Below are 15347 nucleotides of genomic sequence, written 5' to 3'. Positions count from 1 at the left end.
AACATTTTGTGGTAGTATATGTAAGGCGTCTTTTGTGTATTTTATACAATTAGTTTGCCTAATAAATTTATCCTGAAAGGGGTGGAGATTCCTTGACTATTTCAATTCTTAAAGCAGTGAGTTTCCTTATTCTTTTTCCTTTTGTAATTGCAGTTCTCATGTTCTGCATAAGGAATTCATCACTACTGCGTAATTTCGTTGCAATCGTAGGTGGCTTCAGCGTTATGGCTACTGCTATCATGGTTGGTATCAGAGTTCTTTCTATGAAGGGAACTACTCACAATACTTATCTGACTGCGACTGCTCCCCACGACCATATCATAATGGGAGGAGAGATCCTTCTTATGTGTGTCGTAATTTTCCTGAGTATTAAGTATAAAAAATATTACGCGATACTTTTGTCCATGATAGGAACAATTCCTGTTCTTGCTATGGATCTCTCAGGCTATGCCGTTGAAGGCAATGCTCATTTAAGAGTGGATTTCCTTTCTGCGGTAATGATCCTTATCGTTGGTATAGTTGGTATCCTTATCTGCATTTATGCAGTCGGCTACATGAAGGACTACCACAATCATCACACTGATGTTGAGGACAGATCAAACTATTTCCTGGCACTTCTCTTTGTGTTCATTGGAGCTATGTTTGGTCTTATTGTTTCTGATAATCTCGGCTGGATTTATTTCTTCTGGGAGATTACCAGTGTCTGCTCATTCCTTCTTATAGGTTACACAAGAACAGAAGAGGCAATTAACAACAGCTTCAGAGCTCTTTGGATGAACCTTCTCGGAGGATGCGGATTTGCAGCTGCGCTTCTTTATGGCAATCTTTTCTTCAAGATTTCTAACCTTAGCCAGCTCACAGCAATTGTTCCCAGACAGAACAAGCTTATTATGATTCCTGTTACACTGATTGCTTTTGCAGCTCTTACCAAGAGCGCTCAGTTCCCGTTCTCAAGATGGCTTCTTGGAGCGATGGTTGCGCCTACTCCCAGTAGTGCACTTCTTCACTCAGCAACCATGGTTAAGATCGGTGTGTACATGCTTATAAGATTGTCTCCTATGTTCAAGGGACAGTTCACAGGAATTATGATCACCGTTATCGGAGGATTTACATTCTTCGCAGCATCACTTCTTGCAATTACTGTTAGTGATGGTAAAAAGGTGCTTGCTTATTCAACAATTTCAAACCTTGGTCTTATCACAGCCTGCGCAGGAACAGGTACAACAGAGGGTGTATGGGCAGCAACAATGCTCATTCTTTTCCACGCTGTTTCCAAGTCACTTCTGTTCCAGACAGTCGGTGATATTGAGAACTGCATGCACAGCAGAGATGTTGAGGATATGCATGGTCTTATCATCAAGCTTCCCAAGCTTGCATTTATCATGATCATTGGTATTTGCGGTATGTTCATGGCTCCTTTTGGAATGCTTGTATCAAAGTGGGCAGCACTTAAGTCCTTCGTTGATTCAAATTCAGTATGGCTTGTTCTTTTCCTTGTATTTGGTTCAGGTTCAACACTTTTCTACTGGGCAAAATGGCTTGGAAAGATCTGTACTGTAATCCATCAGTCATATGAGCTTGAGGACATCACTCCCAAGAGTGAGATGATTTCACTTGTACCTCTTACATGCATGATCATTGTAATGTGCTTTGCATTCCCTAAGATGTCAGACATCATGGTACAGCCTATCCTTAACGAGGCATTCCACAAGAACATTCCGAATGTAATTGGTGGTTCCGATGTCATCATCATGATGATCATGGTAGCTATGATATTTGCTATTCCGATCGGAAGCAGAATACTTGCTATCGGTAAGAAAAGTAAGATGACAATGTCATACGTAGCCGGTGTTAATGCTGGAGATGACCGTCACTTTATCGATTCATTTGGTAAGGAGAGACCTCTCTACATGTCCAACTGGTACATGACAGATTATTTCGGCGAGGATAAACTTCTTGCACCCAGTATTGTGATCTCTGCGATTATCGTGATCGTAATGCTGATTATTGTATGCGGAGGTGCTTTCTGATGACAGCGATAATTATTAAAGTAGTTCTTTATATTTTACTTGCTCCGATTATCGGAGGCCTGATGGAAGGTATCGACCGTGTTGTTTCTGCTCGTATGCAGAGAAGACAGGGACCGCCGCTTCTTCAGCCGTTTTATGATGTGTACAAGCTTCTTGCAAAGCAGACGACTGTTGTTAACAGTATCCAGGTTCTCTTTGTAATCGCTTACACAATATTTACAATTTTCACAGGTGCACTTTTCTTTGCCGGTGGCGATATGCTGCTTGTATTCTTCGCTCTGTCTATGTCAGAGGTTATGATGGTACTTGCTGCTTATTCAACCAACGGACCTTACAGTGCACTTGGTGCAAACCGTGAGCTCTTACAGATGATGTGTTATGAGCCTATGATTCTTCTTGTTGCTATCGGCTTCTACGAGGCAAACGGAAGCTTCATGGTTAATGACCTTGTACAGGCAGCTAACCCTGCAATCTGCAAGATTCCCGGTATGCTTATTGGATTTTTATTCATCCTTACAATTAAATTCAGAAAATCTCCTTTTGACATGAGTACATCACATCACGCACACCAGGAGATGGTTAAGGGTCTTACATCTGATATCTCTGGTACAAACCTTGCGCTTTACGAGATAGCAGAGTGGTATGACGAAGTACTTATGATGGGTATCGTAGCAATGTTCTTCATCTACAAGAATCCTATTAGTATTGTTTGGGCTCTTATCGCTTGTGTGATTTTCTATCTTATGGAGACACTGATTGATAATGTATTTCCTCGTGTTAAATACATGGCAATGCTTGTTTCAAGCTGGGTTGTGATCCTTGTAACAGCAGGAACCAATCTTCTTATCTTAAGTGTAATTGGTAAATAAAAGGAGAAACTATGAAAATTTCAAAATCACCCTGGGTATTACATTATGATGGATCCAGTTGCAACGGATGTGATATTGAGGTTCTTGCAACAATGACTCCTCTTTATGATGTAGAGAGATTCGGAATTATAAATACAGGTAACCCCAAGCATGCTGATATCCTTCTTCTTACAGGTGGTATCAACGCACAGACCGCACCGGTTGTCAGACAGCTGTATAATCAGATGCCTGATCCGAAGGTAGTTATTGCCTGCGGTATCTGCTCATGCGATGGTGGTATCTTCAAGGAGTGCTACAACATCCTTGGTGGTTCAGACAAGGTTGTTCCGGTTGATGTATATGTTCCCGGATGTGCTGTAAGACCTGAGGCACTTATTGATGGTGTTGTTAAGGCACTTGCTATTCTTGAGGAAAAGAGAGTAAAGGTTAAGGAATCAATGAAGCAGGGCTACTGCACAGTTGATTACAGTAAGATTGCAGTACGTATGAAGGCTGAGGATTATGATCCTGCAACTCAGTACGATGCAGTACTTACAGAGGAAGCACTTCGTGAGCAGGCTGAGGCTAAGATTGCTCAGACTGCAAAGCCCGCTCCCAAGCCCGCAGCACCTGCTGCAGCAGCTAATCCTGCACCTGCAGCTACAGCGACTGCAGCGCCTAAAAAAGATGAAGGAGGAAACGCCTGATGAATATGGATTTAAAGATTGTTAAGGCGGAAGAAATCATCGACGAGGCTCAGAGACTCAAATTCGATGGCTATCATCTTATGCAGCAGTGCGCTACAAGAACCGCTGAAGGCTACGAACTTGTTTACAGCTTTGGCAAGGCACTTGAGGTTTGCCAGGTTAAGATTATTCTTACTGAAGATCAGCCTATAAACAGTATCAGCCATGTATTCCCTTGTGCTTTTCTTTATGAAAACGAGATGCATGATCTGTTCGGAATAGATATTCAGATGATCAGTCTTGACTATAAGGGTTCATTCTATAGAACAGCTATAGAGACACCGTTTAAGTAATCATTTCCTTGAAATAACAATTGTAGAAAGAGGAGAACATATGTCAACTAGAAGTGTAATTCCTTTTGGACCTCAGCATCCTGTTTTGCCGGAGCCCATTCACCTTGATCTGGTACTTGAGGATGAGAAGGTTGTTCAGGCTATTCCTTCCATTGGATTTATCCATCGTGGTCTGGAGAAGCTTGTAGATAAAAAAGATTTCCATGAAATGGTATATGTAGCAGAGCGTATTTGCGGTATCTGCTCACTTGGACATGGACTTGGATATTGTGATGCTGTTGAGCATATCATGGATCTTGAAGTTCCTGATAGAGCAAAGTACTTAAGAACAATGCTTTCAGAGCTCAGCAGAATGCATTCACACATGCTCTGGCTTGGACTTCTTGCTGATGCATTCGGCTTTGAGTCACTTTACATGGAGTGCTGGAGAATTCGTGAAGAGATTCTTGATATGTTTGAAATTGCAACAGGCGGTCGAGTAATCTTTTCAATCATGAAGATCGGTGGACTCAGACGTGATATTCCCGATGATATGCTTAAGGATTTCCGTCAGAGACTCGACAGCATCAAGGAAGGTCTCGATATCGTAAGTAAGCCTTTCTTTGATGACGTAGCAGTTAAGAACCGTCTTGTAGGTGTTGGTATTCTTACACCTGAGAAGGCGGACCTTCTTGGAACAGCAGGTCCTTTCCTTCGTGCAAGTGGTATTGCAAGAGATATCAGATCAACAGGCTACTGTGCTTATGGCGACATCGAGTTCGAGCCCATCATCAGCACAGACTGCGATTCCTATGCTCGTACAGAAGTGCGTATTAAAGAGCTTTATCAGGCAATTGATATCATGCGTCAGTGTATTGATAAGATGCCTGCAGGCCCTGTTGATATACCGGTTAAGCCTAACCAGTTACCTAACGGTGAATACATGGCTAGAATTGAGCAGCCCAGAGGTGAAGCTCTCTACTATGTAAAGGCTAACGGAAGTAAGTTCATAGATCGTATGAGAGTAAGAACTCCTACATTTGCTAATATTCCTGCACTTGTTGATGTTCTTGCAGGTTGTGACCTTGCTGACGTACCGATTCTCGTACTTACTATTGATCCTTGTATCAGTTGTACTGAACGCTAAGTAATCAAGAAAGAAGGTAGGAAGATTTGAGTCTTATAAATTTTAATACACAGGTAATTAAAAACCTTTTCTCAAAGCCTGCGACTCGTAAGTATCCTTTTGAACCTAAGAATTACCCCGAGCGCACACGCGGTCATGTACAAAATGATATGGACGTTTGTGTACTTTGCGGACTTTGCTCAATAAAGTGTCCTACACATGCAATCACTGTAGATAAGAATGCAAAGACCTGGTCAATCAGACCTATGAGCTGCATTCAGTGTAGAAGCTGTGTAGATAACTGTCCTAAGAAGTGTCTTTCAATGGATACACACTACACTGAGCCCGGTTCTGAGAAGATTACAAAGACCTTTAAGCAGTCTGAGAAGGCTATCGCAGCACAAGAAGCTCTTATGAAGGCAGCAAAAGAGCGTGCAGCAGCCGCAGCGGCAGCAAAGGCAGCTGCAGCAGGAAATGCAGCACCCGCAGCCGGAGCAGCACCCGCTGCAAAGCCCGCTAATGCAGCTCCTACAGGTGCACAGCAGGTAGCAGCCGCAGCAGCAAAAGCAGCAGAGCCTGAGAAAAAGGACGAATAATAAATGAATGCACTAATCCGTGTTACGGGGGCTGTACAGGGAATAGGTTACAGACCGTTCGTAGCTGAGCTTGCAACTAAATATGAGCTCAAAGGAGAAGTGAAAAATCTTGGTGGTATTGTAGAGATAATTGCAGATGGAGATGAGGACAGGATAAGCGCGTTTGTTAATGAGCTTAAAACCTCCTCGCCCTCCGGAAGCATGGTTATAAACGTATCTTTGGAATATCTTAAAGGAAACGAACCGGAAGGTCTAAAGGACTATTCCGGTTTTCGTATTGTAGAGAGCAGTGAAAATTTCGATAAATCATATCTGGCTGTATTTCCTCCGGACATAGGCATTTGTGACGAATGTCTAAGTGAGATGGATAATGAAAATGACAGAAGATATGGTTATCCACTTATAAGCTGTGCCTCCTGCGGACCGAGATTCAGTATTTTGCGAAGACTTCCCTATGACAGAGAGACGACCACAATGGACGTCTTTTCGATGTGCCCTGAGTGCAGTGAGGAATACAAAAAGGGAAGAAGAAGGCATGCGCAGACCATATCATGTCATAGCTGCGGACCACAGCTGATCGATCTGGATATAGATGGCGCTGCAGATATTATTAAAAACGGTGGAATAGTCGGAATTAAGGGAATAGGTGGATACCAGCTCGCCTGCAATCCCTATAACCATGAAAGTGTACAAAGATTAAGAGAAATAAAGGGAAGAGAGCAAAAGCCCTTTGCTATCATGTTCAGCTCGGTTTCTGAGATCAAAAAGCTTTGCATGGTTTCAAAAATGGAGGAAGAATATCTTACATCTTCAGCAAGACCGATAGTTCTACTTGATAAAATCAGCTGCGATTTTGCTGAGAATGTATGTGGTGATTCAAGACAGATAGGAGCGTTTCTTCCTTCAAGCGGTGTTCATAAGCTCCTTACCGAGAAGACAGGCGCACTTATAGTTACAAGTGGCAATATTTCAGGTGAGCCCATGATCATCTCTGATGAAGTATTCAGGGATAAGTTTGGGGATAAAATTGATGGCATCATCTGGTATGAGAGGGATATCTTAAGACCTCTTGATGATTCTGTTCTTCAGATTATCAGAAATTCCGAAGGAAAAGAAGAACCAAGATTTATCAGAAGGTCCAGAGGATATGTTCCGCTGCCTGTATTCCTTGATAAGGCATTAGATCAAAAGACTTTATTCGAGGCATTTGGAGCTGACCTGAAAAATACCTTTTCAATTGGATATGGAGACAGGATCATAACAAGTCAGTACCTGGGAGATTTAGAGGACTATGGCGCCCTGAAATTCCAGAAGAGAGAATACGTTGACTTTAATGATATTTTCAGGACAGATAATCTTGATATAGATAGGAAAATAATAATCTCGGATATGCATCCGGGATATCACTCCACAGCACTGGCTATGGAGGCTTATAATAGCGCGGATAAGGATAATACAAGCTTTGTAAATATTCAGCATCATCATGCTCATATTGGCTCTGTAATGGCTGAATATGGCTTAACAGAATGCATAGGAATATCCTTTGACGGAACAGGCTATGGAACAGACGGAACTATCTGGGGCAGCGAATTTTTGATATGCAGAGGCGGAGAATTTTCAAGAGAAGGCTCCCTTAAGCCTGTAAGATTTGTGGGCCAGGATGAGGGGATGAAAAATGCCAATATTTCAGCAACCTGTCACCTTATCGACTCAGGACTGGAGGTTTCTCTTAAGGATCTTGCAGATTCGGAGCTTACCCTTATAAAAGCAGCACTTGCCAATAACATAAATGCTTTTCCTAATTCAGGAATGGGAAGACTTTTTGATGCAGTAAGCTGCATATTGGGAATCTGTTCATACAATTCCTATGAGGGTGAATGTGCAATTAAGCTTCAGAATTCAGCTGAAGAATATTTAGAGAGTAGATATGCCTTTGACGATTGTAAAGAGCATCTTTACTCTGAATACATTGAAAGGGCATTATCTGAAAATAATGAGCCCGTATTACCTCTAAATATAATTGACGCAAAAGACAAAGATGGTAATGAGCTTAAGCAGATAGATACTTCCGGAATGCTAAAAGCTCTCATGGATTTAAGAGAAATGGAAGACATAGGGAAGCAAGCCTACGCTTTCCACAAGGCTATAGCTGATGCAGTAAAAACTATGGCGATAAGCTTAAGAGAAAAGAGCGGACTTAATAGTATATGCTTTTCAGGCGGAGTATTTGCCAACAGGGTGCTTTTATATCTATGTGACAGGCTCTTAAAAAACGAAGGATTTGTGGTATACTATAACCGCATTTTACCTACAAATGACGGCGGAATAAGCGCCGGTCAGATTTATCTTTCAAACATGTTAGTACAAAACGAGAGGAAATAGATTATGTGCGTAGCATTACCCGGACGCGTAACTGAATTAAACGGAACAAAGGCAACGGTGGATTTTTCAGGAAACATCGTTGAAGCTGAAGCAGGCCTTGTTAAGGTTAAGGTCGGCGACAGAGTTCTCGTTCATGCAGGCTGTATCATACAGACCATGAGTGATGCAGAGGCTGATGAGCTTGAGGAATTGTTCATGGAAATCGAGGATCTGTAAGGACATCTATGAGTAAATTAGAAGAGATAAAAGAACAACTTAAAAACTATGATGGTGAGGACTTGAGGTTCATGGAGGTCTGCGGCACTCACACAGCAGCCATTTCCGAAAACGGAATACCTAACCTGCTCTCACCAAAGATTCATCTCATATCAGGCCCCGGATGCCCTGTTTGCGTTACCGTGACGGCTGTAATAGACAAGCTGACGGAGCTTTCACTTACTGAGAATACCACAGTACTCACCTTTGGTGATCTCATAAGAGTGAAGGGCTCAAAGATGAGCCTTGCGGATGCAAGAGCAGCAGGCGGAAGTGTGGAGATGCTTTATTCACCCATGGATGCCGTGAAGATGGCCAAGAAAAATCCCGACAGAAACTATGTTTTTGCAGCCATCGGTTTTGAGACCACGACCCCTGTATATGCCATGGTGCTTGAAAATGCCATAGAGGCTGATGTACATAATCTCAAGCTTTTAACATCACTTAAGACCATGCCCGAAGTAATCAGGTGGGTATGTAAAAATACTAATAACGTAGATGGTTTTATTGCTCCGGGACATGTTTCTGTTATTACCGGATCGGATCTTTTCAAGGAGCTCTCTGAGGAGACAGGCCTTCCCTTTGCGGTTGCCGGCTTTGAAGGAGCAGGACTTCTTACTGCTATTTATGCTCTTGTTAAAATGAAGGGCCACAGCGGTATTAAGAACCTCTATAAGAGCGCGGTAAGTGAAAAGGGCAATGAGGAAGCTGCAAAGGCAGTAGACAAATTCTTTGAGCCCTGTGATGCCTCATGGAGAGGAATGGGAATGATCCCCGGATCAGGAATGAGACTTAAGGCAGAATATGCTGAGTATGATGCCGGAAGCTACGGACTTGATGAGGATCATATGCCACCCGGATGCAGCTGCTCAAGAGTTCTGACAGGAGAGATATCTCCTGATGAGTGTCCTCTTTTCGGGAAAAAATGCACTCCTGAGGATGCACATGGTGCATGCATGGTTTCCACAGAGGGAAGCTGCTATAACTATTATGTTTCAGGACGAAAGAAGAGATAAAGAATATTTATCTTAAGTTAACGGAGAATCAAAAATGAAAGTAACAATGGCACATGGAAGCGGTGGTGCTTCCACTTCTGAGCTAATTGAAAATATATTTGCAAAGCATTTTAAGAACGAGTACCTCGACAGGATGGAGGATTCAGCAGTAGTCCCTGGAAGTGAGAGACTTGCCGTAACAACAGACAGCTTTGTTGTAACTCCCTACTTTTTCCCGGGAGGAGATATCGGAAGACTGTCAGTTTGCGGAACGGTAAATGACCTTCTTATGAGCGGTGCAAAGCCAAAATATATTACCTGCGGATGCATTCTTGAAGAAGGAATGGATCTTGATGACCTTGATAAGATCATTGAATCTATGGCTGCTACTGCAAAGGAAGCCGGTGTTACTGTAGTTACAGGTGATACCAAGGTTGTTGAAAAGAGAGGCGATTTTGGCGGCATCATGATTAATACCTCCGGTGTTGGCTTTATGCCTGAGGGAATTGCGTTGTCACCTGCTGGCTGTAAGGACGGAGATGCTCTTATTGTATCCGGTAATCTCGGTGATCATCATGCTGCAATTTTGTCAGGCAGAATGAATATCAAAAACAACATTCAGTCAGATAATGCTCCTCTTACAGAGATGGTATCAGGACTTATTGAGCAGCATATAGATGTTCATGCCATGCGTGATGTAACAAGAGGCGGCCTTGGAACAGTTCTTCATGAATTTGCCGGAGCATCAGACTGCGAGATTCATCTTTATCAGGATAAGCTTCCTGTAAGTCGTGAGGTTAGGGATTTTTGCAAGATGCTTGGTCTTGATCCTGTTTACATGGGCAATGAAGGCAAGATGATATGCGTTGTTAACGGAAAAGACGCAGATAAGGCTCTTTCTATAATAAGAGCTTCTAAATATGGTGAGCAGGCAGCTATAATCGGAGAGGTGAAAAAATCCGATAATAATGGTGTGATTCTTCATACTGCAATCGGCGGTGAAAGACTCATCGGTCCCCTCTATGGAGAAGGACTTCCCAGAATATGCTGATATTCTTTGTTAAATGCAATTGACTATGATATAATGCACTATATGTTGTTGTCAGGTTTTAGAACGTTACAAGTTTTTATGTAACGCGGAGTTAGTTTTTATGAAGTTTACAAGAGTTAATAAGGACACAATTAATTGCATAATCACAGAAGATGATATGGACGAGCAGGGACTTAAGCTCGAGGATCTTTTTGATAAAAGTAAGGAAGCCATGGATTTTCTTCATGACGTAATGGAGAAGGCTGTAGAGGAGGTTGATTACAAGCCTCAGGGTGCGTTTACACCAATGCAGATCACGGTTCTTCCTGATCACTCAATATCACTTACACTTTCAGAGAACACAGACGGCGCTTTTGCCGATATGCTTAAAAATCTTACAGAGAAGGCTGGACTCAGATTCCCTAAGAACTTCCTTGAGGAGCTTGGAGATGTTCCCGAGGAAGAAAGAATTCCCAAGCTCAGCGAATACTTACAGAGCCTTAAGGACTTCACTAATTCTGTGAAGAACATGGTTGAGAAGGCTAACGCTGATAAGAATGAAGTAGATGGTGATACTATTCCTGTTAAGAAAAAGGAAGATTCCAGACGTACAAGAATCGAGCCTGAAGCTAATAAGAGCAGCGCAAGAGAAGAGCTGGAGCAGATCGGATTTAAGACCTTTGTATTTGAGATAAGAAATCTTAGAACAGTTATTGCACTCTGCCAGCAGATTCCCGGCAAGATCAGCATGGGAAGCACTCTGTATAGAAATCCTTCAAGCAATACCTACTACATGGTATTTGACAGGAAGGATGAGAATGCGAAGACCTTTGCGGCAGTATTTTCAATATGCTATGAGTTCGGTAAATTTGTTACAACCAAGGATAACCTGATTTGCCACATGGATGAGAGCTTTGATACTGTTATAAGAGATACTGCTATCGAGACTCTTTGCAGCTTATAATAGTTCGTTTATTTGCGAATTTGTATGGTTTATTAACGGGACGACTTCATCAGAAGGGCGTTCCGTTTTAGCATATTTATTCTATATGGTGTAGGCAGTATGGCTTATGCTATAAAAATTCTAATTTTTGAGGATGATTAGTGGCTAATACAGAAGAAATCAGATTAAATAAATACATAGCCATGTGCGGAGTATGCTCCAGACGAGAAGCGGACAAGCTTATAGAGGATGGACGGATCAAGGTAAATGGCATTGTTGCACTTCCTGGGACTAAGGTCACTGAGGGCGACGAGGTTTTATATGATGATAACAGGATAAGCCCGTCATCCAAAAAGGTTGTTCTGGCGTATAATAAGCCGGTTGGCGTTGTTTGTACCGAGAGGGATGAGCACGCCGAGAGAACAATCATCGAGGACCTTAACTACAGTGAAAGGGTTACCTATGCGGGAAGACTCGATAAGGACTCTGAGGGGCTTATGATCCTCACCAATGATGGAGACCTTATTCAGGCCATGATGAAGTCAAGGAACGGACATGAAAAGGAATACATTGTTGAGGTAGACCACCGTTTTACTGACAGCTTTATCAAGGGCATGGAAAAGGGCGTTTACCTGGAGGACCTTCAACAGACTACCAGGCCCTGTAAGCTTACAAGGCTAGATGAGAAATGCTTTAAAATAATTCTCACACAGGGATTAAACAGACAGATAAGGCGAATGTGCGAAGCCTTTGGATATAAAGTGGTTAAGCTTAAAAGAGTTCGTATTCTAAACATCGAGCTTAAGGGCTTAAATCACTCCGAATACAGGGAGCTTAAAGGGGACGAACTAAGAGAGCTCTATAAAGAGGCCGGTCTATAATACGGTTACAGACTTTAATGTCGTAATAATATAAAATAGTTTTCAGGGGAGAAATAAATGGCAACGAACGAAATAATATCTAAATACAACGATCTTGCGGAGAAAATCCGCTATCACATGGATCGCTACTATAATCAGGATGCTCCTGAGATATCTGACTATGAATATGATCAGATGATGCAGGAATTAAAGAAGATGGAAGCTGAGCATCCTGAGCTCATAACCAAGGATTCTCCCAGTCAGATTGTTGGCGGAACTGCCAAGAGAGAAGCAGGCGTTAAGGTAACTCACAACGTGCCGATGCTCTCAATAGAGGATGTCTTTGACAAGGCAGATGTAACCGCGTGGGTTAACAAGGTCCATGAAAAGCATCCCGATGCAGAATTTTCTGTTGAGTATAAGATTGACGGACTTAGCATGACACTTCGCTATGAAGAGAACCCTGAGAAGCCAGGCTATATGAAGCTTGCGCTTGCAGAGACAAGAGGCGATGGCAGAATCGGCGAGGACGTCACAATAAATGCGCTTGTAATTCCCGATGTAAAAAGAGAAATAAAATACAATGCCAGATACTTAGAGCTTCGCGGCGAGGTTTACATGTCCCATGAGGACTTCGACAGATTTAATGAACAGCAGGAAAAGCTTGGTAAAAAGCTTGCTGCCAATCCCAGAAACCTTGCGGCGGGAACACTTCGTCAGCTTGATAGCAGCGTAACAAAGGAACGCGGACTTCGAATGTTTGTATTTAATGTTCAGGACGGCCCTGAAGAGCTGATGCAGAGCCACTGCGAAGCATTGGATGTCCTTGAGGGGCTTGGAATTCCTGTTGTTAAGCACAGCAGATGCAAAACGGCGGCGGAGGTCATTGATGCTATAGATAAAATTGGCGATGACAGATTTGATCTGACTTTTGATCTTGATGGAGCTGTTGTTAAGGTTGACCATACAACATGGAGAGATGATTTTCCTGCAGGAAGTAAGTATTCCAGCGGACATATTGCGTATAAGTATCCACCGGAAGAAAAGGTTGTAGTCATGGACGAAATTCTGGTTGATGTCGGAAGAACCGGAAAGCTCACCTTTACAGGAAGCTTCCATGACAAAGAAACCGGAAAGCCTGCAAGACTTTGTGGAACCTCTGTATCAAGAGCAACACTTCATAACCAGGATTATATAAGGGATATGAAGATTGGAATAGGCGGTGCCTATAAGCTCTTTAAATCTGGAGAGATAATCCCTAAGCTTAACGGCTGCGTTGAGGAGCCGGAGCAAGTATATGAAGCACCCGAGAACTGCCCTGTGTGCGGACATAAGCTTGTAAGAGAGGAGGATACGGCTGATATCAGATGTGTCAATCCTACATGCCCTGCACAGGTTACAAGAACCATAGCATATTTTACATCAAGAGATGCCATGAATATAATGGGACTTGGTGATACTCTTATTGAGGCCCTCACGAAGGATGGTTATCTTAAGAACTATGCGGACATTTACGATCTTAAGAACTACCGTGATGAGATGGTTCAGAAGGGAATTATCGGTAAGGAGAAAAATACCGATAAGCTGCTTGGAGAAATTGAAAAATCGAAGGATAATGATCCTGTTATGCTTCTTACAGGTCTTGCAATAAGAAACGTTGGTAAGGCTACGGCAAGAGAAATCATGAAGCATATATCTGATCTTACAGAGTTGTTTAATGTTACTGTAGATGGCTTTTTATCAATGCCTGATATAGGTGAGACAACAGCCAATGACCTCTATGATTTCTTCCATAGTGAAGAGAACAGACAGCTCATTCTTCGCATGAAGGATGCCGGTGTTAACATGGCTGTGAAGGAAGCTGAGGGTGCATCTGATAAACTTGCCGGAATGACAATTGTTGTAACAGGAACGCTTCCCACTCTCGGAAGAAAGGAAGCGGAAGAGCTTATAGCCTTAAATGGTGGCAAGGCTTCCGGAAGTGTTTCAAAGAAAACGACAATGGTGCTTGCAGGTGAAGCAGCCGGAAGTAAACTAACAAAGGCTCAGGATCTGGGTATTAAGGTTATAAATGAGGCTGAGTTTTTAGAATTGATAAAATAAAAATTACTATGTGGGTATATAACCCGCTTAGTTTAGGAGGATATTGAAATGCCAATTAAAATCTTGAATGATCTACCTGTTAGAGAGATTCTTGAAAAGGAAAATATATTCGTGGTTGATGAGAACCGCGCTATGCATCAGGATATCCGTTCTTTGAATATCTGTATTCTAAATCTTATGCCACTTAAGGAAGATACAGAATTACAGCTGCTGCGCTCTCTTTCAAATACACCGCTTCAGATAGATGTATCATTTATGAGAGTAAGCAGTCATAAGTCATTAAACACATCACCTAACCATTTGAACAGGTTCTATCATACATTTGAAGAGCTTAAGGATAACACATACGATGGCCTTATAATTACAGGTGCTCCTGTTGAGCAGATGGAGTTTGAGGAGGTCGATTACTGGAGTGAGCTCTGCGAGATATTCAAGTGGTCTAAAACAAATGTAACCTCTACCTTCCATATTTGCTGGGGAGCGCAGGCAGGACTTTATTATCACTATGGAATACAGAAGAGACCTCTTTCAGAGAAACTCTTTGGTTTATTTGAGCATAGAGTGGAAAATCGTAAGGTACCGCTTGTAAGAGGCTTTGATGATGTGTTCTTAATGCCTCATTCAAGACATACAGAATCTCCTTCACAAGAGATACATGCATGTAAGGACCTTGTAGTTCTTGCTGAATCAGCAGTTGCAGGTGTATTCCTGTGCATGTCCAGAGATGGTAAAAATATTTTTGTTATGGGACATGCCGAGTATGACAGACTTACACTGCACAACGAATACGTAAGAGACTTAAGTAAGAATCTGCCCATACATATTCCTGAGAATTACTATCCGGATGATGATCCCGACAACACACCAAGACTTACCTGGCGTTCACATTGTAATAATCTCTATTCCAATTGGCTCGATTATTATGTATATCAGGCTACACCTTACAAGTGGGGACAGATTCTTGATGAAGAGAGAAAGAATAAAGCACTTTCAGAATTAACAACTGAATCTATATAATCATTTTTGGAGCTGCCAAGATATGGCAGCTCCTTTTAATGCCAAAAAAATTAAAAAACAATTAACAAAATTGTGATTGCAACACTACGGAAAACAGTTTTGCTATAATTGATAATAGGTAATTATATCGTGTTTTCGAGGAGA

The 15347-nt window shown here is 42.1% G+C and carries 14 protein-coding genes; all 14 read left to right on the top strand.

Features of this window, described 5'->3' with window-relative positions; genetic code table 11:
• Window positions 1-92 precede the first annotated feature (92 nt).
• Window positions 93-2030: an NADH-quinone oxidoreductase subunit 5 family protein gene (locus tag G601_RS0116420; RefSeq protein ID WP_242834438.1), complete on the top strand. Its 1938-nt coding sequence runs from the start codon at window positions 93-95 to the stop codon at window positions 2028-2030.
• Window positions 2030-2899, top strand: a complete 870-nt coding sequence (locus G601_RS0116415) for a respiratory chain complex I subunit 1 family protein (protein WP_026666002.1) — start codon at window positions 2030-2032, stop codon at window positions 2897-2899. The genes G601_RS0116420 and G601_RS0116415 overlap by 1 nt, the downstream gene beginning before the upstream one ends.
• 11 nt (window positions 2900-2910) lie before the next feature.
• Entirely contained in the window at window positions 2911-3585 is a 675-nt protein-coding gene (locus G601_RS27250) for an NADH-quinone oxidoreductase subunit B family protein (RefSeq protein ID WP_026490830.1), read from the top strand.
• Window positions 3585-3917 (top strand): NADH-quinone oxidoreductase subunit C, encoded by a 333-nt coding sequence (locus G601_RS0116405; protein WP_026490829.1) that lies wholly within the window; start codon window positions 3585-3587, stop codon window positions 3915-3917. Before G601_RS27250 ends, G601_RS0116405 begins: the two co-directional genes overlap by 1 nt.
• A gap of 40 nt (window positions 3918-3957) precedes the next feature.
• Window positions 3958-5043, top strand: a complete 1086-nt coding sequence (locus G601_RS0116400; protein ID WP_026666001.1) for a hydrogenase large subunit — start codon at window positions 3958-3960, stop codon at window positions 5041-5043.
• Window positions 5044-5069: 26 nt separating this feature from the next.
• On the top strand, window positions 5070-5618 hold the full coding sequence (locus G601_RS25840) for a 4Fe-4S dicluster domain-containing protein (protein WP_081673571.1): 549 nt from the start codon (window positions 5070-5072) through the stop codon (window positions 5616-5618).
• Window positions 5619-5621: 3 nt separating this feature from the next.
• Window positions 5622-8000: a carbamoyltransferase HypF gene (gene hypF, locus G601_RS0116390; RefSeq protein WP_026666000.1), complete on the top strand. Its 2379-nt coding sequence runs from the start codon at window positions 5622-5624 to the stop codon at window positions 7998-8000.
• A 3-nt stretch (window positions 8001-8003) separates the two neighbouring features.
• Window positions 8004-8216 carry a HypC/HybG/HupF family hydrogenase formation chaperone gene (locus G601_RS0116385; protein WP_026490826.1) on the top strand — a complete coding sequence of 71 codons (213 nt, stop codon included), beginning with the start codon at window positions 8004-8006 and terminating at the stop codon, window positions 8214-8216.
• An 8-nt stretch (window positions 8217-8224) separates the two neighbouring features.
• Window positions 8225-9271, top strand: a complete 1047-nt coding sequence (gene hypD / locus G601_RS0116380; protein WP_026665999.1) for a hydrogenase formation protein HypD — start codon at window positions 8225-8227, stop codon at window positions 9269-9271.
• Between the two features lie 34 nt (window positions 9272-9305).
• Window positions 9306-10301, top strand: a complete 996-nt coding sequence (gene hypE / locus G601_RS0116375; protein WP_026665998.1) for a hydrogenase expression/formation protein HypE — start codon at window positions 9306-9308, stop codon at window positions 10299-10301.
• A 100-nt stretch (window positions 10302-10401) separates the two neighbouring features.
• A complete protein-coding gene (locus G601_RS0116370; RefSeq protein ID WP_026665997.1) occupies window positions 10402-11244 on the top strand; it encodes an adaptor protein MecA in 843 nt (280 codons plus the stop codon).
• A 140-nt stretch (window positions 11245-11384) separates the two neighbouring features.
• On the top strand, window positions 11385-12104 hold the full coding sequence (locus tag G601_RS0116365; RefSeq protein WP_255346222.1) for a pseudouridine synthase: 720 nt from the start codon (window positions 11385-11387) through the stop codon (window positions 12102-12104).
• 57 nt (window positions 12105-12161) lie between these two features.
• Entirely contained in the window at window positions 12162-14186 is a 2025-nt protein-coding gene (gene ligA / locus G601_RS0116360) for an NAD-dependent DNA ligase LigA (protein ID WP_026665995.1), read from the top strand.
• A gap of 48 nt (window positions 14187-14234) precedes the next feature.
• Window positions 14235-15203, top strand: coding sequence for a homoserine O-acetyltransferase MetA (gene metA, locus G601_RS0116355; RefSeq protein WP_026665994.1), 969 nt, complete (start codon window positions 14235-14237; stop codon window positions 15201-15203).
• Window positions 15204-15347 lie beyond the last annotated feature (144 nt).

The sequence above is a fragment of the Butyrivibrio sp. FC2001 genome, assembly GCF_000424125.1.
Lineage (GTDB): Bacteria > Bacillota > Clostridia > Lachnospirales > Lachnospiraceae > Butyrivibrio.
The sequence above is the reverse complement of the archived record's forward strand: the minus strand, read 5'-3'. Positions and strand labels throughout refer to the sequence as shown.